The sequence below is a fragment of the Lacrimispora xylanolytica genome, from assembly GCF_026723765.1.
Taxonomy (GTDB): Bacteria; Bacillota; Clostridia; order Lachnospirales; family Lachnospiraceae; genus Lacrimispora; species Lacrimispora xylanolytica.
The window spans coordinates 111,884-131,087 of the sequence record NZ_CP113524.1; the positions used below are offsets into that span (position 1 = coordinate 111,884).

The 19,204-nt window shown below is 41.2% G+C and carries 20 protein-coding genes and 2 pseudogenes; all 22 read left to right on the forward strand.

From position 1 onward, the window contains the following. The first annotated feature begins 3 nt into the window (after positions 1–3). A complete protein-coding gene (locus OW255_RS00540; RefSeq protein ID WP_268115285.1) occupies positions 4–498 on the forward strand; it encodes a phage tail tube protein in 495 nt (164 codons plus the stop codon). Positions 499–524: 26 nt separating this feature from the next. Then, positions 525–872 (forward strand): hypothetical protein, encoded by a 348-nt coding sequence (locus OW255_RS00545; RefSeq protein ID WP_268115286.1) that lies wholly within the window; start codon positions 525–527, stop codon positions 870–872. A 52-nt stretch (positions 873–924) separates the two neighbouring features. Beyond that, positions 925–1,200, forward strand: a complete 276-nt coding sequence (locus OW255_RS00550; RefSeq protein WP_465245367.1) for a Gp15 family bacteriophage protein — start codon at positions 925–927, stop codon at positions 1,198–1,200. 34 nt (positions 1,201–1,234) lie between these two features. Further along, on the forward strand, positions 1,235–5,365 hold the full coding sequence (locus tag OW255_RS00555; protein WP_268115287.1) for a phage tail protein: 4,131 nt from the start codon (positions 1,235–1,237) through the stop codon (positions 5,363–5,365). Positions 5,366–5,380: 15 nt separating this feature from the next. Then, entirely contained in the window at positions 5,381–5,758 is a 378-nt protein-coding gene (locus OW255_RS00560; RefSeq protein WP_268115288.1) for a hypothetical protein, read from the forward strand. Then, positions 5,758–7,995, forward strand: coding sequence for a hypothetical protein (locus OW255_RS00565; protein ID WP_268115289.1), 2,238 nt, complete (start codon positions 5,758–5,760; stop codon positions 7,993–7,995). Before OW255_RS00560 ends, OW255_RS00565 begins: the two co-directional genes overlap by 1 nt. Continuing rightward, positions 7,979–8,377: a hypothetical protein gene (locus OW255_RS00570; protein ID WP_268115290.1), complete on the forward strand. Its 399-nt coding sequence runs from the start codon at positions 7,979–7,981 to the stop codon at positions 8,375–8,377. Before OW255_RS00565 ends, OW255_RS00570 begins: the two co-directional genes overlap by 17 nt. A gap of 1 nt (position 8,378) precedes the next feature. Continuing rightward, complete coding sequence (locus OW255_RS00575) at positions 8,379–8,828, forward strand: hypothetical protein (protein ID WP_268115291.1); 450 nt, start codon at positions 8,379–8,381, stop codon at positions 8,826–8,828. A gap of 3 nt (positions 8,829–8,831) precedes the next feature. Then, a complete protein-coding gene (locus OW255_RS00580; protein ID WP_268115292.1) occupies positions 8,832–9,614 on the forward strand; it encodes a hypothetical protein in 783 nt (260 codons plus the stop codon). Positions 9,615–9,626: 12 nt separating this feature from the next. After that, positions 9,627–10,031 (forward strand): hypothetical protein, encoded by a 405-nt coding sequence (locus tag OW255_RS00585; protein ID WP_268115293.1) that lies wholly within the window; start codon positions 9,627–9,629, stop codon positions 10,029–10,031. Next, positions 10,024–10,164 carry an XkdX family protein gene (locus OW255_RS00590; RefSeq protein WP_268115294.1) on the forward strand — a complete coding sequence of 47 codons (141 nt, stop codon included), beginning with the start codon at positions 10,024–10,026 and terminating at the stop codon, positions 10,162–10,164. The genes OW255_RS00585 and OW255_RS00590 overlap by 8 nt, the downstream gene beginning before the upstream one ends. A gap of 11 nt (positions 10,165–10,175) precedes the next feature. After that, positions 10,176–10,592, forward strand: a complete 417-nt coding sequence (locus tag OW255_RS00595) for a phage holin family protein (RefSeq protein WP_268115295.1) — start codon at positions 10,176–10,178, stop codon at positions 10,590–10,592. A 73-nt stretch (positions 10,593–10,665) separates the two neighbouring features. Then, positions 10,666–11,445, forward strand: a complete 780-nt coding sequence (locus OW255_RS00600; protein ID WP_268115296.1) for a M15 family metallopeptidase — start codon at positions 10,666–10,668, stop codon at positions 11,443–11,445. 591 nt (positions 11,446–12,036) lie between these two features. After that, on the forward strand, positions 12,037–13,182 hold the full coding sequence (locus tag OW255_RS00605; RefSeq protein WP_024837828.1) for a glycosyl hydrolase family 18 protein: 1,146 nt from the start codon (positions 12,037–12,039) through the stop codon (positions 13,180–13,182). Between the two features lie 333 nt (positions 13,183–13,515). Next, positions 13,516–13,644, forward strand: a complete 129-nt coding sequence (locus OW255_RS00610; RefSeq protein ID WP_268115297.1) for a hypothetical protein — start codon at positions 13,516–13,518, stop codon at positions 13,642–13,644. A gap of 284 nt (positions 13,645–13,928) precedes the next feature. After that, positions 13,929–14,378 carry a hypothetical protein gene (locus tag OW255_RS00615; protein WP_268115298.1) on the forward strand — a complete coding sequence of 150 codons (450 nt, stop codon included), beginning with the start codon at positions 13,929–13,931 and terminating at the stop codon, positions 14,376–14,378. Positions 14,379–14,422: 44 nt separating this feature from the next. Beyond that, the gene (locus tag OW255_RS00620; protein ID WP_024837826.1) at positions 14,423–14,830 is read left to right on the forward strand and encodes a hypothetical protein; all 408 of its coding nucleotides are present in this window, start codon (positions 14,423–14,425) and stop codon (positions 14,828–14,830) included. A gap of 459 nt (positions 14,831–15,289) precedes the next feature. Beyond that, positions 15,290–16,561 (forward strand): Ig-like domain-containing protein, encoded by a 1,272-nt coding sequence (locus OW255_RS00625; protein WP_024837825.1) that lies wholly within the window; start codon positions 15,290–15,292, stop codon positions 16,559–16,561. Positions 16,562–16,751: 190 nt separating this feature from the next. Then, on the forward strand, positions 16,752–17,168 hold the full coding sequence (locus OW255_RS00630; RefSeq protein ID WP_024837824.1) for a phage holin family protein: 417 nt from the start codon (positions 16,752–16,754) through the stop codon (positions 17,166–17,168). Positions 17,169–17,305: 137 nt separating this feature from the next. Continuing rightward, positions 17,306–18,067 (forward strand): annotated as a pseudogene (locus OW255_RS20820) (peptidoglycan recognition protein family protein). A gap of 420 nt (positions 18,068–18,487) precedes the next feature. Then, positions 18,488–18,718 (forward strand): annotated as a pseudogene (locus OW255_RS00645) (glycoside hydrolase); the annotation flags it as partial. A 245-nt stretch (positions 18,719–18,963) separates the two neighbouring features. Then, positions 18,964–19,152: a hypothetical protein gene (locus OW255_RS00650; protein ID WP_024837822.1), complete on the forward strand. Its 189-nt coding sequence runs from the start codon at positions 18,964–18,966 to the stop codon at positions 19,150–19,152. The last annotated feature ends 52 nt before the right edge of the window (positions 19,153–19,204 follow it).

The window sequence follows — 19,204 nt, forward strand, 5'->3', positions numbered from 1 at the left end:
GATATGGATAATTTAGGCGTATTTCCAGTCTATGGTTTGGTGTTTAAGATTGGAACTAAAGGAAAAGACAGCAAAGATAGTGATATGACTGAGATTGCTGACATGGAAAGTTTTGAAATCAGCATTGATGGGGGTGTTCAGGACTGGACGCCAATGACAACAAAGGGATGGGGACGTACTCTAATGACCTCTAAGAAATTCAAGGTTAGCTTAAAGGGAAAACGAAATATTGGAGATCCAGGAAATGACTATGTTGCTAGCGTTGCATGGAAAGATGGTCTGGAATGTAGTACCAAGGCATTGATTGAATTTCCAGACGGGGCAACTCTAAAATACGATTGTGTATTAGACGTGAAGTCCGTTTATGGTGGAGATTCTACCAGTGTAGCTCCGTTGGAGTTTGATATGGTGGGAGATGGTCGTCCGGTTTATACACCAGGAGACAGTGGCTCTGACAATAAATCAAGTTCTGACAATAAAGCAAGTTCCGGAAAATAAGAAGAGTCATTAAGGAGGATTAAGAAATGGCAAGAGCGTATGATATTGTTGCAAGATTACAGAGTGGTAATGAAAGACCTACAATCAAGATAGATGAAAGTCATGAGTTTAAAATCAACACAAGCAAAAGTGCAGTTCTTTTTATCCGAGCATCTACGGAGGATAAGGATAAGGACGAATTTGAAAAGATAGATGCTATTATCAAGATTGCCTTGGGAGAAGATGCCTTTGAGTATATAATGTCCCAGGATCCTCCAATGGAAAACTTAAGCCTGATTGTAAATGTCATTATGGCAGCTATCAGCAATGAGGATTTAGAAACGTTAGAGGCGCAAGCTGGGGAGGAAAAACAGGCAGGGAAGAAAAGTAAATAATCCCTGGTATGACATTTTCGAGGACTGGGAGCTAATCGAAGCTTCCTTTGCCATGCAGTATAATATTCGCCTCATAGATGCGGAGGATATGGACTGGAAAGAGTTCTGTACCCTGTTATCAGGAATCATGCCTAAAACTCCTCTTGGTCAAATTGTAAGCATTCGATGCGAAGAAAATGAGGATATGCTAAAGCAGTTTACCAAAGACCAGCATGAAATCAGGAACAAATGGAGAAGGCGTCATAATCAAATGAAAAGTATGACTGAATCAGAAAAAGTAAAAGCAGTAGAAGAAATACAAGCAATTATTGCACGGGCATTCGCATAGGAGGTCCGTTTTTCTATGAAGGGCAGGTGATAATGTGAGTGACAGTGTAGGTAAAATAGGTTTAGACCTAGAGGTCCAGTCTGACATTGGGAGACAGATATCCGAGGCAGCCCAGAAGATCGGTACAGGATTAAAGGGAAGCCTGGAAAAAGCAACGGTGGGCGTAAATACGGATAAAATGTTTCAGGACATGGATAGTCAGGTAAAGGGTACCATGCAAAACGTTACCAGCACAATAGAAGCCGCCCTTGATAAATGTTTCGAAAGAGCAGAAGCCGGAATTGATAATTTAGGAGAACGCCTAAACGCTGCAATTGAAAAGGCGCTTTCTAGGTTTACTAATGTTAAGGCTACCCCTGGAGCTATAGAGGACGCAGATCTATCCGGTAAAAACGTCAGTCCTGCAAAACCAAGGGGGCCGCCTGTAAAAATGCCTTCCGTTAAGCTTGACGCTACCACCGACGTTTTACAAAGGCAAGCAGATCAAACAGAGGCCGTTATCAATAATTTGGGAAAACAGATAGATGTCCAGGAAGCCAAATTATCCGGTCTGAAGGAAGCCTATGAACGCACCTTTAATGAGTCCAAAAAGTTAAAGATCCAAGAGCAGATTGTAAAAACAGAAGGAAGCATCATTAATCTGCAGGGGAAAGTTGAAAATCTGGGTGCACAGTGGGATGCGATCAATGGAAAGATTGATGAAATGGCAAGTAAGTCAGCCAATGCAGCTAAAGTTACTGCAGCCACTACCAGAGCTTCCCAAGGGCAGAATGGAAGAAGTTTTAAAGGGGTTAATGTAAAAGTTCCCCAGGTAAATATGGCCCCTAAAATAAGCGGTTTGCAGAATACGGCCAACAGCATTAATAATGCTAACGCACAAACTACTGGAGCTGTCAATAAAATCAATCAAACGGTATCCCGTATCGGCACTGGAGGTGCGCTGAATGGATTAAATTTCTTGAAAAGGGGATTTACAGATCTGTTCAGGATACTTAAGGGAGGTGTTACTGGGGCGGCAAGTAAACTAACCAGTACTCTTGGTAATCTTTTTCGAACAGCGGGAAATGGTGGCATGAAGCTTATGAAGGCGGCCGGTCAGGTTGTTTTCTTTGGAAGAGCATTGAGAAAAAGTGGTAACGATGCTTCCGGTGCTCAAAATGGAATGCAGAAGATGTTAAAAACGCTTTTGATCTATCGCCTTATTATCCCCATGGTAGTAAGTGCAATCCGATCTATTGGCAAGCATCTATTTGATTCCATGAGAGCCAATGATCAATTTAATAATTCTCTAAAGCTAGTTCGCTCCAACCTAAATGTGGCTTTTACCCCAATCCTACAGGCTATCATGCCCGCTTTAAATATGCTTATGGCAGCTCTGGCAAGAGTAACTGGTTATGTAGCAGCATTTGTAAGCCTATTGTTTGGTAAAACGCTTGCAGGTAGTGTCGCGGCAACCAAGAGCCTTGTAAAAGCAAAATCAGCCATGGGAGCCTATGGGAGCAGTGCAAAAAAGGCAGCCAAGGATGCACAAGGCGTCAGTACAGGTATTGATGAACTTAATATTCTCAAAAGTGATACAGGTGGTGATGATGGAGGTGGTGGAGCAGGGGCTCCTGAAATAACCACTCCTGATATAGATTCCAGTCAGATGGATGCGATTGGCACCGTTGCTGAAAAGGTAAAAGGTGTTCTAAGCCAGTTATTCAAACCATTAAAGGATTCCTGGGATCTGGAAGGTAAGAATGTAGTTGATGCTGCAAAATATGCCTTTACCAACGTAATTAGTTTGGCTAAATCTATCGGTTCCAGCTTTCTGGAAGTGTGGACCAATGGAACAGGAGAGCAGTTTTGCACTAATATCCTGCGCCTTGTAGCACAGATCTATTACATTGTTGGTGATATAGCCGGAGCATTTAAAAAGGCTTGGGATGAAAATGGGAGGGGAACTAATCTCATACAAAGCATTTTTGACCAGTTAAATTCCTGGCTGGCTCTCATTCTTACAATCGGGGAATCGTTCCGTACGGTCTGGAACAATGGAACTGGGGAATCCGTCATTGCCCATATACTTGAGATATTTACGAATATCAACAATACTATTACGAATATTCGGGATAATTTCCGTACCGCTTGGGAACTCGATGGAACGGGAACAGCGGTGATTCAGAACATAATGGACCTATTAGATGGTCTGCTTGGTTCCATTGATAGAATCACACAATCTTTATCTGAATGGAGTAAGAATCTTGACTTCGCCCCACTTATGAAGTCTTTTGAACGCATTACTGCCGCCGTAAAGCCATTAGGTGAAAAGTTAGGAGCTGGTTTAGAGTGGCTTTTTAAAAATGTACTGGAACCACTTGGAAAATGGGCTATAGAGCAAGCAATTCCTGCGGTTTTTGATACGATATCCGGAGCCCTTGATTTTTTAAACAACGTCTTAGATGCGTTGCAGCCATTAGGAGAATGGCTCTGGAACAACCTACTAAAACCGCTGGCTTCTTGGACTGGCGGAACCATCGTGGATATCATTAAAGGAATTACTGATGTCTTTAAGGGCTTAAGTAATATTTTCAAAGAAATCGCAAACGGCACCGATTGGGGGACCATTGGTCAGATGTTAATGGAAGGCTTGGTCAACGGTCTTTCTTCTTTCGTTGATTGGGCTTGGGGAAAAATCAAGGAAATCTTCTCTGGTATCATTACTGTGGTAAAAGATATTTTTGGTATCCATTCCCCATCTACCGTATTTGCTGAAATAGGTGGCTTCCTGGTTCAGGGCTTCCTGGGTGGATTTACCGATATGTGGAATACTGTCTCAGGCGTTATCAGTACGCTTGTAGGGCTTATTATTAATTTATTTTCAGGGTTTGTGGATGGGATTATACAATTAGTTTCTACGTTGTGGGATACCTGTCTTAAGCCGTTTATCTCATGGTTCATGGATACCATGCTCCCTGTGATAAAAAATGCCTTATCCGGATTAATCACTGCTTTTGGTGTGTGGTGGTCTGGCATTAAGGAAACATTATCTTACGTTGTTGATGCCCTTAAAGGTTTAATTGATTTTATAGTCGGAATCTTCACTGGAGACTGGGAAAGAGCCTGGAATGGAATTAAGGAGTTTTTCTCTGGAATCTGGAATGCTATGAAAACATTAGCGGAAACGCTGATGACAGCTATAAAAATAGTGATAGATACCATTCTTACTGCGATAAGAAGTACCTGGGAAGCTATCTGGAACGGGATTAAGACCTTTATAACTGACCTCTGGGACAACATAAAGAATAAGGCAAATGACAGTTTCTCCGCAATCAGAGATAAATTATCCGAGATATGGGATAGTGTAAAGTCTACCATTGAAGAAAAATGGAATGCAATTAAAGACTGGTTTGGAGAGATCTGGCAAAAGATTAAGGACGTATTTAAGCTAGATGAAATGACCCAGGTTGGAAAAGACGTGATGAATAGCTTATGGCGGGGCATGCAGGAAATATGGAATAGCATTACTGACTGGTTAGGTGGAATTGCAAAAACGGTGAGTGAGGCGTTTAATAACGTCATTGATGGAGCAAAGAATCTTGTTAAGGAAGCTAAGGAAGACGCAAAGGAGAAGAAGGAAAAGAAAGAAAAAGGAGACTCCTCCAGCCCTGGAAGTAGTACGGGTTATGTGAGTAGTGGGCCAGGAGTAAAAGGCCATGCTACTGGAGGTTTTCCTGGTTCCGGAAGCTTGTTTATTGCCAACGAAAACGGCAATCCAGAAATGGTTGGTAGTTGGGGAGGCAAGGCCGCAGTTGCTAACAACATGCAGATAACGGAAGGAATCACAAACGCAGTGCAATACGGTATGAGATCGGCCATTGCTCCTTTGGCTGCAAGCATGAGCGCCATTGTCAGCAGTGGAACACCTCAGCTTTCTCTGGTTGGTTCCTCTGCTCGCAATACTGGCATGGAAGATCAAGTCCAGAACATGGCCAACCAGGCTATGTCTATGCAGACCGAGTCCATGTCAGATCATTATCTATCCATTATGGTAGATCTGCTCCGGAAGATCATAGATCTTATCGAAGCCATGGACTTAACTGTAAATATAGATATTAGGGAAATTAAAACCAAACTTGTGGATCTTGAAAAGAGAAGTGGTTTTACAATGAAGAAAACTTAAAGGAGGCGGTGCTATATGGCAGTACTCACAATCAATGGCCGGGAGTTTCCGTCTCCGGACATTGGGGGCAATCTTGTTGTAGCAACCAATGTTAGTGACGGGAAAAATGCAAAAGGAGAATTTATTGGTCAGAGAGTAGGAAGGGATCAACATAAATTTGAAAACTTGCAATGGAAGTTTTTAGATGCTGCCACCTGGTCAGCCATGCTGCAGGAGTTTAATAAATTTGTAGTAACTGCCCGAATCCCGGATATGGTAAATAACCGCATGATGACAATTCGTGTGTATCCAGGGAACCGTACAGCGACTCCCGTAGAATTTGATTCTGATGGTCTTCCCACTATGTACCAGGATTGCAAAGTGAATATTATCGACTGTGGGGTGATTGAGTAATGCAGCCAGCGAGTCAGCAATACAAGGAACTTATGCGTAGTGAGTTCCGGAATCCATTTTCCCATATTCGGGTCACTATCGGCCTGATCAACCAGGAGGCGCAGGCAGGCGCCTATGTTCCCAATCAGGATAACTACACCTATTACAGTAGTTTTAAGATGCCCCTGGACAATTATGAGGTCCAGGAGCTATACGCCACTTGTGACCAGGATTACACGCCAGTTGATGGCAGTATGTACTTCCTTCCGAGGAAAAGAGCGGATGTAGTTCTCAATCAGGGGATCGTGTCAGAAGGACTTATGGGGCCGGTGGAAATCCGGTTCCCAGTCCAGCATGACATAAAGGGGCTGACCATTGAATTTGGAAAGGCATATCCGGTAGATTTTACCATACAATCCGATAACAAGACTTTGGAAATCACCGGAAATGATAACGGGCATTTTGTAACTGAAGAGATATTTAATGGGGCTACGTTCCTGCGTTTTAATCCATCGCGGATGGTAAACGGCCAGAGCCGATTCCGGATACACAAGATTACTATGGGTATCGGAATCTATTTTGATAATAGACGGATACTATCTGCCACAAAAAAGGAGCACATCAGCCCGATTATGGAGGAGCTGCCAACCATAGACTTTAACCTGTCTATAAACAATAAAGACAGAGGCTTTGACATTGAGAATGAAGAAAGCTCTGTGAATTTTTTAGAGATTGGTCAGGACATAACCATTTTATACGGTCAAGAGCTTGAAGATGGATCTGTGGAGTGGTTGCCCGGAGCAAAGCTACAATTAAAAGAATGGTCTGCTGACGATGAGGAAATGAGCTTTTCAGCCAGTGACCGATTCGATTTCATGGACGGGACTTACTATAGGGGACTTTATCGCCCGGAAGGTATCAGCTTGTATGATTTGGCACTTGATGTGCTTTCCGATGCCGGAATTGATAATCGTACCTATTGGATTGACAGTTATTTAAAGTCTGTGAAGGTTTCCAATCCGATGCCAGTGGTTACTCACAAAGAAGCCCTACAGTTGATTGCCAATGCTGGGAGGTGCATTCTTTACCAGGACCGGGAGGGGAATATCTTCTTGAAATCTAGTTTTATCCCGGACATGGAAGCTGAATCAGATAATGAGACATATTTCAGCCATGCTGGATCTGTTCTGGATAAGGCAGAGAAGAAGCCGTATGCGTTAGCAGTCCAGGACTATACAAATGTGACTTCTACACAGTATTTCCTACCAAGGCAGGAAGAAGGAACGACTTATCTAAATGTGGGATATGTTTCAGAGGCAGTAGCGAAAAGTGACGGATACTTTGTTGTTAATCCGACTGTGGAGATCAACCTGGAGGCCTCTTTCAAATGCTTTGGACTGACCTTGGAATTTGGCAGTAATAATCCAACGCAGATGGTCTTTCATGCTTACCTCGATGGGGGACTGGTGGAAGATTACATCGTAACAGATCTGACCGCAACAACGGTCATTAGCCACGAATTTGAAGAGTTTGACAAGCTGGTTATGGAATTTACAAAGGGCTTTCCTAATAACCGGGTGATACTAAACAATATTACTTTCGGAGACAGTACTGATTATATTTTTGAATATGGCCATGAATTGACCAAAACACCAAAGGGAACACAGCTTGCCAAAGTAAGAGAACTGCAGATAGTAAGAACTCTATACAATCAGGCGGGAGAGAAAAAGGAACTGGCCAAAGAAACGATTGCAGTAACGGCTGCGGATAATCGGTACACCTTTTACTTTAACAATCCCTCTTACGACTTGTCCTGCGCCCTGACAGAGCCAGGAGAGGGCCTGACTGCTACTATTATAGACAGCAGCAATTACTTTGCCACGGTGGAAATTACAGGGGTTACAGGCGTTGTAGAGGTGTCAATATCCGGTCGGGAGCTAACAAGTGTAAAGGCTAATGTAACACGGCAGCTAAATCCAACCGGTAGCCAGGAAGCATGGGAAAATCCTCTAGTATCAGATGCAATTCTTGCAGCCAATCTTGCAGATTGGATTGGTGATTACTTAAAGTCAGATCGTCAGTACGAACTGGAATATCGTGGAGAACCCAGGATTGATGCAAACGACATTGCGTTCCTGGAAAATAAATACGTATCAAATTTACTGCTCCGGGTATATGAGCATACACTGAAATTTAACGGGGCCATAAGCGGCTCTATCAAAGCAAGGAGGGACATGAGCAATGTGGCAGACTCCTAAAACAAACTGGAAAGAGGGAGACTTCTTCAACATTGAAGATTACAATCGCATAAAGGGTAACTTAAACGAGATCCGGTTACAGGCACTAATGCTCTGGCCGGATTTTGTTTTTGAGGAAATGGGCTTAGATAAAACCTATCAGGATTACGGCTATCACGCGGATGAGATCAACCGGTTTGAGTCAAACGTGGAAAATATTCGAGCTGGGACCTATCCTTTTAAGACAGGATCCCGTCAGACCTTTTATGATAATCAGCCTTTTATTAACTGGCAGGAACTCAACCGAATTGAGGAAGCCTGTAGGCTAATCTATAGCAATATTCAAAGCCGGTACAACGGCAGGAAAACAATATCTTTTACACTAAACGGAGGTGCTTTTTAAAGTGGGATTAAAAACAGATTATAAGGATGCCATGTTTGATGGCCAGCGCCGGTACCGCCTGATTCCAAATGAGGACGGCACGTATAGCCTTCCTGATGAAACAACTTATACTCAGAAGGGCGATAAGTTCGGAGCCAATGATATTAATGCAACCAATAAGGCAATCAACCAGATCAACCATGTGACGGAGATTACATTGACCGCCTCAGGTTGGACTGGTAGTGCGGCTCCATACACGCAGATTGCAGAGGTACTAGGAGCCACAGAGGACTCAGAAGCTATGGTTGTAAGTGCATTGGCTGACGGGGTCACAGAAACCGTCCAGAAAGCCTACAATAAAGCCTTTGGAATCGTAACCAGTGGTACGGCTACCCTGGGTAATGGAATCATTACCTTTAAGGCGTATAAGAAGCCTGCGACGGATATTAAAGTCGGACTGAAAGGGGTGTAATTCATGGGAAAAGTATGGATGCCCGGAGGAGGCGGTGGGGCAGATCTTGATATCGTAACAGCTGGAAAGCCTGATGTTCTGGCGGGGAAGGTGATCGTCGATAAAGATGGCGAACCATTAACCGGAACTATGCCAGATCGGGGAGCTATTAGTACATTATTAGGCATTAATGGTTCTTATACAATACCTGAAGGATATCATAATGGGTCAGGTAAAGTAACACAAAGCATTGCGACCATGGGAGGCCAAACTGTTAATCCAACGGCTTCGCAACAGATTGTGTCTACGAATGGAAAATATTTAACAGGAAATGTAACAGTCAATGGTGTAACTAATCTGTCAGCAGCTAACATTAAGAAAGGTGTAAATGTAGGGGGAATAGTGGGTACTTTTGAGGGCTATGTTCCTACTCCGACCGATTTATATCTAAGAGGTAATAATATAGCGAATTGGGCTAGAATAACCGCCAATGTATCATTGGATAGCGGGCAAATAACACTGCTTGAAAAAGGCCCAGGTACAATATACACATATATTAATATGACTGGTTATAACTGGTTAGTCATAGAGGGTTACCATAATCGTTCAGCTGGTGAAACTAAGAGTATTAAACTATTAAAAGATAGCGCATCTAGCGATAGTCAAGTAGGTTATCTAGATTTATCATCCTCTGGAGCCGGAAATTATACAGTAGCGTTTAATGTTAGTGCGTTACAAGTATATGCACGCTTTTATTTGCAATTTTACACATTAATGCCAGCCGTTTACCGAATTTGGTTAAGTTAAGGAGGTTTTTCAATGAAAATATATGTGAATGAAAATTATGAAATTATTTCGCTGGAAATTGAACCAGAAATTTATAGAGAAATTTTTGAAATAGAGCAAACAAGAGCGGAAATGTTTGGCACTCTTTGTGATGCCTGTGTCCAGGGGTATAGGTATGAACCGCAATATGAATTGCTTTTCAATGAAGTTGGGAGCAATGCAAGAGATGAAAAAACCGGGGAATTGCTATATAAGCTTGATGAAAACGGAGAAAAGATTCCTGCTGGGTACGCCTGTTATCCTTTTGTAGATTATAAAACTCTTATGCTTATTCAAAAACAGTATGAGTATTCTCAGCGACAGGTACAAGCACTTGATGCTCAAATAGAATATCTGTCCATGATGTCGGGAATCGAAACGGAGGTAAGCCATGAGTAAGTATGAAAAGGTAAAAGGTTTTTATGAGACGGAATTATGGTCTTTAGGAATGGTTAGAAATGCCGTGGACCGCTGGATTACGGCGGACGAGTTTCAGGAGATTACCGGTAAAGAATATGAAAAGAAAGAGTGAGGAAAATGAGTATGAAAAATGTATTATGTACAACCGCAGGAGTGGTGGGGAGTTTTATAGCATCGTTGTTCGGGGGCTGGGATACCGGTATTGCAACCTTACTCCTTTTTATGGGAATTGATTTCTTCTCTGGCTTAGCAGTGGCAGGAATCTTCAAAAATAGCACCAAGACGGAAACCGGGGCTTTAGAATCAAGAGCAGGCTTTAAGGGACTTTGCCGTAAGTGTATGATATTGCTATTTGTCCTAATTGCCTACCGGCTGGATCTGGCCATTGGTACCAATTACATAAGGGATGCGGTAATTATTGGCTTCATAGCCAATGAGTTAATTTCTATCACAGAAAATGCCGGGCTCATGGGAATACCTCTCCCTGGTGTTCTTACAAAGGCTATTGATGTTTTAAAGAAGAAAGCTGTAACTGAATAATTTGTTGCGATGTCGCAACACACAGGCCTGGGATAATCCTGGGCCTTTTCTTTTGGATTGGAGGAATAATTAAATGAGAGATATTACATTGTGTCACCCACGCCTGCAGGTGCTGGCTGCCAAGTTGGTGGAGGAGTGTTCTAAACAGGGATTAAAAATTAAGATTGGAGAAACCTTCCGGACTGTAGCAGAACAGGATGCGCTTTACGCTCAGGGACGAACTGTCCCCGGCAACAAGGTAACCAATGCCCCTGGCAGTACATATAGTTCCTATCATCAGTGGGGGACCGCCTTTGATATTTACCGGAACGATGGTCAGGGAGCGTATAACGAAACAGGGAATTTCTTTGGACGTGTCGGTGCCATTGGTGTAGCCTTGGGTTTGGAATGGGGCGGTAACTGGAAATCACCAGTAGACAAACCTCATTTTCAGTTACCGGACTGGGGCAGCTCAACTTCTGGAATCAAAAAGGTATACGACAACCCTGACGAATTTAAAAAGACATGGACTGCTGCAGCTCCACCTGAAAAGAAATCCGGCTGGAAAGAAGAGGACGGTGGCTGGCGTTACTACAACGGAGATACCGGGGAATGCGTGCGCAATGATTGGGTACAGGTTGATGGGAAGTGGTACTGGTTTAATGCTGCAGGGATTATGATTACAAATACATGGTATTGGTATAATAAAGCATGGTATTATTTAGGACCGGACGGCGCTATGTGCCAGTCGCAGCTTGTCGTAAACTCCGGAAAGATTTATGCAGTGGATAAAGATGGAAAGATGATCACTGAGCCAGTGACGCTGACGCCTGATCAGGATGGCGCGCTGCAGTGGCCGGGACTGGCAACGTAAAGCAATATAGTGATTTTCACAACTTGTCTTGCTATAACATATTGTATAGTATACCTAATAAGAAAGGGGTGAAAATCATGTGCTGCTTTAACAACTGGAACAACTGTCGTCGTAATTGTTGCTGTAACGGTCAGGGTAATGGTCAGGGTAATTGGAGTGACCGTGAGTGTCGCAGACGTGAGCGCGAAGCTTTTAGAAGAGGTTTTAGAAGAGGCTTAAGAGCTTGTCAGGATAACAATATCGAAGATGAAGATGATGAAGATCTTGATTTTTAATTTAAAATAAAATAGCGGGCAACCGGTAATTCCGGACCCGCCCTTTTAATATAGAAGAGATTATATCATTTTCTGACTGCATTTTGACTGCATGACATCTGGTTTTGACTGTATTTAAGTGGTAAAAGGTGGTGAGACTGAAAGGCCCCAATACCTCGGTTTTAAGCAGAAAACTACGGTTTTATAAGGTTTTCTAGTTTTCCAATAAATAAAGCACTTTACTTTTTTCTAAAGAAATATGAAACCAGGCGCCTATCTGTCATGTTTTGGCATTTTTTCACATATGTTTTACCAATTCTGATTAAAGGATGCTGTTATGAAAATATATGTGGTGCAGCAGGGGGACAGCGTGGATTCCATTGCCAGTTCGCAGGGTGTCTCAGTGGAGGCTCTTGTCTTTGACAATCAAATTCAGCCTCCCTATCGTCTGGCCATTGGTCAGTCGCTTTATATCCGCGGAGATGAACCTCCTGAGGACAGGACTCCTCTTTATGTATTTGGATATGCCTATCCTTTTATTGAACCGGTAAACCTGGATAATACCCTTCCATTTCTGACGGATCTTTACGTCTTTTCCTATGGATTTACAGAAAATGGGGATCTGGTTCCCCCGATGGCTGATGATGACTGGATGATTGACCGGGCATTAGAGGCCGGAGTTCGTCCCATTCTTACTCTGACTCCTCTTGGACCTGACGGACGTTTTAACAACAATCTGGTTACCAATGCGGTACATAACCTTCAGGTTCAGCAGCGGCTCATCTGGAACCTGGGACTTAAGATGCAGGAAAAAAGGTATGGCGGGCTAGATATTGACTTTGAGTATATTATGGCTGAGGACCGTCTGGCTTATGCGGACTTTGTAAGCCGTACCACCCAGATCATGAACCAGTTCGGCTATCAGGTAACGGTAGCACTGGCGCCTAAGACTTCTGCGGAACAGGCGGGGCTTTTGTATGAGGGTGTGGATTATGGGCTTTTAGGAGCCGCGGCAAACCGAGTGCTTTTGATGACTTATGAATGGGGGTATACTTACGGGCCTCCAATGGCAGTTGCTCCTATTAACATGGTAAGAAAAGTGGTGGAGTATGCCCTGACGGAAATCCCTGTGTACAAGATAAGTATGGGTATTCCAAATTATGGATACGACTGGCCTCTGCCTTATGAGCGTGGTGTGACGAGAGCGGAAACCATAAGCAATTTGGAAGCTGTTCAAATTGCAATTGATAATGGGGCGGAAATTCAGTTTGATGAAGAGTCTATGAGCCCTTATTTTAGATATTGGAAGTTTGGGATACAGCATGAGGTATGGTTTGAGGATGCTAGAAGTTATAAGGCGAAGTTTGATTTGATTAAGGAATATGGATTGACTGGTGCTGGATATTGGCAGTTGATGCAGTTCTTCCGGGCGAATTGGTTGATTCTCAGTCAGATGTTTGAAGCCAGGAAGGTTGGGGGTTAAAGAGATGATGCAGGGTAATTGGGGTGGGAAAATCCATTATCCTGCATTTTATTTTGCATGACATGGACAGGCACTAGTGGGTAAAAGCCACAAATAAACTTATGTAGTAGGAGACACAAAGATTAGTAATGAGGGCGTCAAACCTAAAGGGGAATTTGAAGGAACTTATAAGTAAACTCTGGTCTGATAAAAATAATAATGTATAAGGTGGCCTCCTTTTGATATTCCGTAAAAGGTACCAAGAAAGACGGTACCTATGGGAGCATTAAGATAACCAGATATCCAACTACGGTATACTACCGTAAGAAGGCGGCTATTGAGAGACTCCAGAAAATGCTTGAAATCAAAGAAATGGAATTACTGGAGCTTATGACACAGGCTGAGGAATATATTGAATCTGTCCCCAAAAGCGAAGTAAGGACTATGTTCCGCTTGTATTACATAGACGGGATTCCCTGGTAGAAGGTAGCACAGGCCATGAATCGAATATTTCCAAAGCAAAGGGTTAGCTTTACGGAGGATAGTTGTAAAAAGAGGAATTTAAGATTCTTTGAAAATGTCTCACAATGTCCCGATGAAAGATGGTAGTATGCTATCAAGCAGAAGCCAGAATTAAATTCCTCCTGTAAGATGTGAACTGGAAAAACGTATCCTATTTGTGTCCTGTTAATGAATTAATAGCTGATTTACAATTATGTTATCCAGTAGTAATGGTTCTGGATAAACAAACAGAGGAGGATTTATTTATGGCAGAATGTATGGAAGAAAGGAATGGATGTACTGTGATTAAACAGTATTATGGGTGTTGTGAAGGTAATGGTAATAGCGGCACAGGAGCAGAAAACGTTTATTCTACGGATGAGACTGTATGCGGAACATGGATTGACGGTAAGCCAATTTATCGAAAGGTTATTACCGGAACGCTTGCGAACGATAGTGGTAATAATATTGTCTTTGCTACTATTCCTGAGCTTAATATTGAACAGTTAATTAACATTCAGGGGAACATGATTTACAAGAATAAAGCAGGGCATATAGTATTTCCTGTATCCTATGCTAGTACAAATGGATTGTTTGCTGCGATAAACATGGCTTACAACGAAATTAAATCCACATTAGAGTACCATTTCTTAAATAACGGTGGAGACTATTCAGGCTGTACAGCTAACGTGATCATTGAATATACAAAGAAATAACAAATTTTTCAAGTATTATTAAAAAATAAAAGTGAGGACTTATTATGACAGGCAAAAAATATTGTATTCAGCTTGCTGAATGTGATGGAAATTCAAAGGATGTTTATTCTTTTGATGAGATTGAGATTGGAACATGGGTGGACGGTAAGCCGATTTACAGAAAGGTGATTACTGGGACATTAGCTAAGGATAGCGCCAATGCTATTATCTTTGCAAATGTGTCCGATCTTAAGATTAATCAAGTAATTAATTTGTATGGAAATGCTATTGGCAAAACTGTTGCAGATCATATGATATTACAGACTTCCTATAACCGAACAAGTGGCTTATTTACAGCAGTAAATATGTTTTACAATGAGGATACAGCAAATTTATATTATAACTTCATAGACACTAATGGGGTTTATTCAGGAAGCACAGCTTATGTAGTTATTGAATACACAAAGAAATAATACTCCTACGGCTGCCAGGTGTAACAGCTTGGCGGCTGATTAAAGCCGACGTTCTTATTTTTTCTTCATGGCTTTTCAAATCGGATAGAAAGCAGTGTTTAGGAATTATTTTTAGTTAAATCCCAATTTCCATTTATACTGATTTCCTTAAAAAACGCCTATCGATTTATGGACGATGGGTGTTTTTTGGTAAATTATGGTATCTAGTAGAAGAAAATATATAGGGGAAAAGTATGAAAAATAAAAAAAGTTAATTATTGGTTGTTGTTGTTGTTGTGTCGTTTTAGTGATCTTAGCCATTATGTTAGTTAATTTTGGTCACAAAATGAAATACTAGAGTGAGGAGAAATATCAGATTATCAATATTAAAAATACTATTTTTCATATATGTGATTTTAATCTTGCAAAATTAAGAAATGTAAGTATAATTGATTGTGCACAAAAGAAAGGGGAATTAGTATGAAAAAAGTAACAAGAAGTATTTTTCTATTTGCAGTATTAGTAATGATGTCAGCATTTAGCATTACGGCGTACGCGGAGCCTGTGGAAGCGCGAAGCGAGGCGACGTTAAGCTATCAGTTATCTGTTATACGAGAATTTAAGTTGTACATAAGTGAATCAGATACTGAAAGTGGAGTATTAGTAGCTAGTGGAAATGATTTTACAACTGTTTATCAAGGAAATATAAAATTAAAAACAAATAAAAATTATTATTTACATGTAGAGGCAAATTGTAATAACTCACGCGAGCTGGGGATGATAGGTCGTTTTACGCTTGATGGAAAAGAATTTAAGTTTATTAATAATAGTAATATATTAGCTACTTCTGTAGATAATATAAAATTCAGTCAAACTGGATTTGGTAAAGATTATATTACACCAGTTTATCTTGGAGGTCATGACCATAAAATATCTTCTGCACGTTGGGGTGGCATACTAGTAAATACGCCTACGAATTTAAAAGGTTATTTTTCTATACCTATAATATCAACAATGCCATCCTTGATTGCTCAAGCTTCTAACATCGATAATGGAGTTAATCTCACTTGGAATAACATTGATAATGCATTGAGCTACAGTGTGGAACGTTCCACAACTGCAGGAGGTCCATACACTCAAATTGCTACTGATTTAACAGAAACAAGCTATACAGATAACAGTGTAACAGCAAATACAACATACTATTATATTGTCAAAGCGAAATTATCTGATTCAGAGACAGTTACCTCTTCCGAGGTATCGGGAACGCCTACAACTGAAACACCAACTGTAGATTCCAAACTTAAGGTTGTCTTGGAACCAGAAGAAAAACTTCAGTTAAGCGTTGACGATCACTTGGATGAAAACACAAACATGACCTGGACCTCTTCTGACAGTACCGTAGCTCAGGTTGATGTGAACGGAGTCGTAACGGCTATTAAGGCAGGAAATGCTGTTATTCATGTTCAGAGTCCAGATGGAGGTTATTCCGATGACATCAGCATACTTGTTGTTGATAACGCTGACGATTATCGTTTGGCAATAGATTTAAAGGTTGGAAAAACAAGTCGTCTAACTGTAGATGATTTAACTAATACCTTAAATGTTACATGGGAATCCATTGACGCTACAGTAGCCACCGTGTCCAGCAAAGGAGTTGTAACAGCAAAGGGGAAAGGTTTAACCCTGGCAAAAGCAACAGACAGAGATGGTAATGTGGTAGGCCAGGTTTATGTAAGAGTAAGAGAATAATTATAAGTAATACATATCAAGAGGGGCGATAATCGCCTCTCTTTTATCATAATTCACACAGGAGCCAGATGGCTCTTTTTTTGTATCTTTTATTGGCTGATCATTACTCCTTTGTTGGTAAAGGTAGCCATGTAAAACTGAATTACTGAAAATTTTAAAAATAAATAAGGAAAGAATGAGGAGAACGAGAATGAAAAACGTATTATGTATAACCGCAGGAGTGGTAGGGAGTTTTGTAGCATCATTGTTCGGGGGTTGGGATACCGGTATTGCTACTTTGCTCCTTTTTATGGTTATCGACTTTTTCTCAGGTTTGGCAGTGGCCGGTATTTTTAAGAAGAGCACCGAAACTGAAACTGGAGCCTTAAAGTCAAGAGCCGGCTGTAAAGGGCTCTGTAGAAAGAGTATAACCTTACTATTTGTTTTGATTGCCTTTCGTCTTGATTTGGCCATTGGTACCAATTACATAAGGGCTGCCGTAATTATCGGTTTTATGGCTAATGAGCTGATTTCCATTGTTGAGAATGCCGGGCTTATGGGCATACCACTTCCTGGAGTTCTGACCAAGGCTATTGATGTGCTGAAAAAGAAAGCTGTAACTGAATAATTCTTACGACCGTCGCAACTCACGGGCCTGGGATTAGCCTGGGCCTTTTCTATTTGGAGGAAAATAATATAAAGATTAATAAATCACTTACACCTTACAATCATAATATCAGTATTGTAGATCGTATCAAGTATATTGTGATTCATTACGTTGGAGCGACCGGTGGAGCTGAGGCAAACTGCAAATGGTATGCCGGCGCTGAGCGGGGAGCAAGTGCTCATTATTATGTTGATTTTGATGGATCCGTGTGGCAGTCAGTGGAGGATAAAAATATCGCCTGGCATTGAGGAGCAAAGAAGTACGTGCATCCTGATTGCCGTAATGGTAAAAGCCTGGGGATTGAAATGTGTGTTCGTAATAAAGGCAATAGGGCAGATACTAGCCGGGACTGGTATTTTGAGGAGGCTACTGTGCAGGCAGCAATTGCGCTGACAAAGAATCTGATGGCAAAGCACAATATACCTGCAGATCGTGTAATTCGTCATCATGACGTGACCGGGAAAATTTGTCCGAATACTTATGTTTATAACCATACACAGCACACCTGGGAGGCGTTTAAGGCAGCTCTGGCAGATACATGGGAAAAGAGAACTGGCTGGATAGAAGAGGACGGAGGCTGGCGTTATTATAACGGAGATACTGGACTGCCGGTCCGTAATGATTGGGTACAGCATCAGGACAAGTGGTATTGGTTTAATGCTGTTGGGATTATGGTCACCAATACCTGGTACCAGTATAATAAAGCTTGGTACTATTTAGGGCTTGACGGGACTATGTGTAAGTCACAGCTTGTGGAGAGTTCTGGAAAGATTTATGCGGTTGACGCAGACGGTAAGATAATAGCGGAACCTGGACGCTCACGCCAGATCAAGCCGGAGCTTTGCAGATGCCGTTATTAACAGAGTGATAAAAATTCTATATGTAAGCTCGTTTGTATATATTTATACACTAATACATATTAAAGAAATCAATTGACAGTATCTATCTTAGAGCGTAAAATCGAAATTAAATATTGAATCAGGGGATGAGATATTATGTCAAAGTTGCAATACGATAAAGACTATCTTATGAAGGCGGATCACAGCATATATGAGAATAAAAGCTTACGGGTGCCTCAAATTCGGGCATATTATAAAGTTTAGGAACATTTTATTGTAAAAAACAACAAAACACATGCAATTATTGTTTTGCCTATTAGCGTCGGAAAAACAGGACTTATGGGATTACTTCCGTATCACATATGCAAAGGAAAAACACTTATTATATCCTCAATTGACAATTAAAGATACGGTGATAGATTCTTTAGATCCTGAAAATCCGGGGCGGAAATTCAGTTTGATGAAGAGTCGATGAGCCCGTATTTTAGATATTGGAAGTTTGGGATACAGTATGAGGTATGGTTTGAGGATGCAAGAAGATATAAGGCGAAGTTTGATTTGATTAAAGAATATGGATTGACTGGGGCTGGATATTGGCAGCTAATGCAGTTTTTTAGGTCAAATTGGCTGATTCTCAGCCAGATGTTTGAAGTTACCAAGTTTGGGGGTTAAAGTGGTGATGCAGGATAATTGGGTTGGGAAAATCCATTATCCTGCATTTTGTATATGTCAGTTACGAACGGCTCAAATGGGAAAAAACCAAAATGCATCTAGTTAATGGGATACATATAGTTATATAAGTGAAGTAGATCAACTATTATTTGAAGAATTTTAATTATCATTAATTAGTTTACTTTATATACAAAACCTATCATAATATATACGTAACTTTAAATAAACTAGGGAGATAAAATATCATGGAAGAGCTAGCAAAATTAAAAGATCAACTATCTGATTTAAAAGCTCAGTTAATCGTAGCTGAATTCGGGCTAAAAGAACAGCAAATAAACTCTTTAAAGGTTCGAATAGCAGAGGTACAAAATCAAATAAATAATCTACACATTCAGTACGAAGGAGACGAAAATTCTCCGGGTGGTAGGGAATAATTTTAAAGAGGCGGTTAACTCCGCTTCTTTTTTTATAAATAGTTAGGCTTGG

Bases quoted from the DNA above. Each gene is read 5' to 3' on its own strand.
- OW255_RS00580 (WP_268115292.1), top strand. From the start codon at position 8,832: ATGGGAAAAGTATGGATGCCCGGAGGAGGCGGTGGGGCAGATCTTGAT.
- OW255_RS00630 (WP_024837824.1), top strand. From the start codon at position 16,752: ATGAAAAACGTATTATGTATAACCGCAGGAGTGGTAGGGAGTTTTGTA.
- OW255_RS00650 (WP_024837822.1), top strand. From the start codon at position 18,964: ATGGAAGAGCTAGCAAAATTAAAAGATCAACTATCTGATTTAAAAGCT.
- OW255_RS00550 (WP_465245367.1), top strand. From the start codon at position 925: ATGCAGTATAATATTCGCCTCATAGATGCGGAGGATATGGACTGGAAA.
- OW255_RS00610 (WP_268115297.1), top strand. From the start codon at position 13,516: ATGCTTGAAATCAAAGAAATGGAATTACTGGAGCTTATGACACAGGCT.
- OW255_RS00570 (WP_268115290.1), top strand. From the start codon at position 7,979: ATGTGGCAGACTCCTAAAACAAACTGGAAAGAGGGAGACTTCTTCAAC.
- OW255_RS00585 (WP_268115293.1), top strand. From the start codon at position 9,627: ATGAAAATATATGTGAATGAAAATTATGAAATTATTTCGCTGGAAATT.
- OW255_RS00625 (WP_024837825.1), top strand. From the start codon at position 15,290: ATGAAAAAAGTAACAAGAAGTATTTTTCTATTTGCAGTATTAGTAATG.
- OW255_RS00615 (WP_268115298.1), top strand. From the start codon at position 13,929: ATGGCAGAATGTATGGAAGAAAGGAATGGATGTACTGTGATTAAACAG.
- OW255_RS00620 (WP_024837826.1), top strand. From the start codon at position 14,423: ATGACAGGCAAAAAATATTGTATTCAGCTTGCTGAATGTGATGGAAAT.
- OW255_RS00605 (WP_024837828.1), top strand. From the start codon at position 12,037: ATGAAAATATATGTGGTGCAGCAGGGGGACAGCGTGGATTCCATTGCC.
- OW255_RS00600 (WP_268115296.1), top strand. From the start codon at position 10,666: ATGAGAGATATTACATTGTGTCACCCACGCCTGCAGGTGCTGGCTGCC.
- OW255_RS00560 (WP_268115288.1), top strand. From the start codon at position 5,381: ATGGCAGTACTCACAATCAATGGCCGGGAGTTTCCGTCTCCGGACATT.
- OW255_RS00595 (WP_268115295.1), top strand. From the start codon at position 10,176: ATGAAAAATGTATTATGTACAACCGCAGGAGTGGTGGGGAGTTTTATA.
- OW255_RS00565 (WP_268115289.1), top strand. From the start codon at position 5,758: ATGCAGCCAGCGAGTCAGCAATACAAGGAACTTATGCGTAGTGAGTTC.
- OW255_RS00545 (WP_268115286.1), top strand. From the start codon at position 525: ATGGCAAGAGCGTATGATATTGTTGCAAGATTACAGAGTGGTAATGAA.
- OW255_RS00590 (WP_268115294.1), top strand. From the start codon at position 10,024: ATGAGTAAGTATGAAAAGGTAAAAGGTTTTTATGAGACGGAATTATGG.
- OW255_RS00540 (WP_268115285.1), top strand. From the start codon at position 4: ATGGATAATTTAGGCGTATTTCCAGTCTATGGTTTGGTGTTTAAGATT.